Origin of the sequence: Sphingobium sp. IP1, from assembly GCF_002708645.1 — a bacterium.
Taxonomy (GTDB): Bacteria; Pseudomonadota; Alphaproteobacteria; order Sphingomonadales; family Sphingomonadaceae; genus Sphingobium; species Sphingobium yanoikuyae.
In genome coordinates, this window is the sequence record NZ_NOIW01000259.1 from 1 (window position 1) to 1,015 (window position 1,015).

The 1,015-nt window shown below is 61.1% G+C and carries 2 protein-coding genes; both read left to right on the forward strand.

All coding sequences use genetic code 11. From position 1 onward, the window contains the following. The coding region (locus CG471_RS29845) for a transposase (protein WP_143560328.1) at window positions 1-267 on the forward strand (267 nt) is incomplete at its 5' end. Beyond that, on the forward strand, window positions 155-685 hold the full coding sequence (locus CG471_RS31620) for a transposase (RefSeq protein WP_099234669.1): 531 nt from the start codon (window positions 155-157) through the stop codon (window positions 683-685). The genes CG471_RS29845 and CG471_RS31620, both read left to right, overlap by 113 nt. Window positions 686-1,015 lie beyond the last annotated feature (330 nt).

Below are 1,015 nucleotides of genomic sequence, written 5' to 3' on the forward strand. Positions count from 1 at the left end.
ATCGAGAAGGTCTGGGCCGATGGCGGCTATAACCATCACCGTGTCACCGAGGCGACCCGCATCACCGTCGAGATAGTCAGCAAGATCGCCGGGCAGTCCGGCTTCGTCGTCCTCCCTCGGCGCTGGGTGGTCGAGCGGTTCTTCGCTTGGGTCAATCGAAACCGCCGTCTGGCCAAGGACGTGGAAGCCACCCTCAAATCCGCCGCAGCCTTCCTCTACGCCGCCGCCGCCATGCTCATGCTACGCCGTTTGGCTCGGTCAGCGTGAGTTTCGAAACCGACTCTCAGGCGGCCAGTGCTGGCAAGCTGACAATAGGGTTACGCGTTCACAAAAGAACGGGCATGTGAACGTCCGTTACGGGAATGCGCGGGCGTGCCGGGACTGTGCGCTCAAACCACAATGCGCGTCAGGTGTACGGCGGACCATCGACCGCTGGGAAGGCGAAGCCGTGCTCGAGTGCATGGCGGAACGGCTTGCTGTCCGGCCCGACATCATCGACCGGCGCCGCGAGACGGTTGAGCATCCCTTCGGCACCATCAAACAGTGGATGAACCAAGGTGCTTTCCTCATGCGGGGGCTCGCTAACGTCAATGCCGAGTTCAGCTTGACAGCACTCGCCTACAATCTCAGGCGGGCCATCAACATCCTCGGTATTCCGGCCCTGCTACGCGCCGTGCAGGCCTGAAATGGGCGCGCCCTTCACCGTTTTCGACGCCACAGCGCGTCATACGTCCCGATATGGCTGATCCAGACCGTCTCCAAGCCTTCCACGTCGAAAAACCAGCATCTCCAGAGCCCAGCGCTCTTCGGCTCTCCGCCACACGACATGCCGCTGAGTTTTCGGACGGACTGAGGTGTTTGCCGACACCTGAGCGGGTCTGTCGGCGCTTAGACCCCATGACTGCCGGAGCCTCGAGGGCTCAAATCTGAGATGCTGACGATGGATTTGTCAGCACTGGAGGCGAGTCATGACGGAGACAGTAAAATACGTCGGTCTGGACGTGCACAAGGAAAC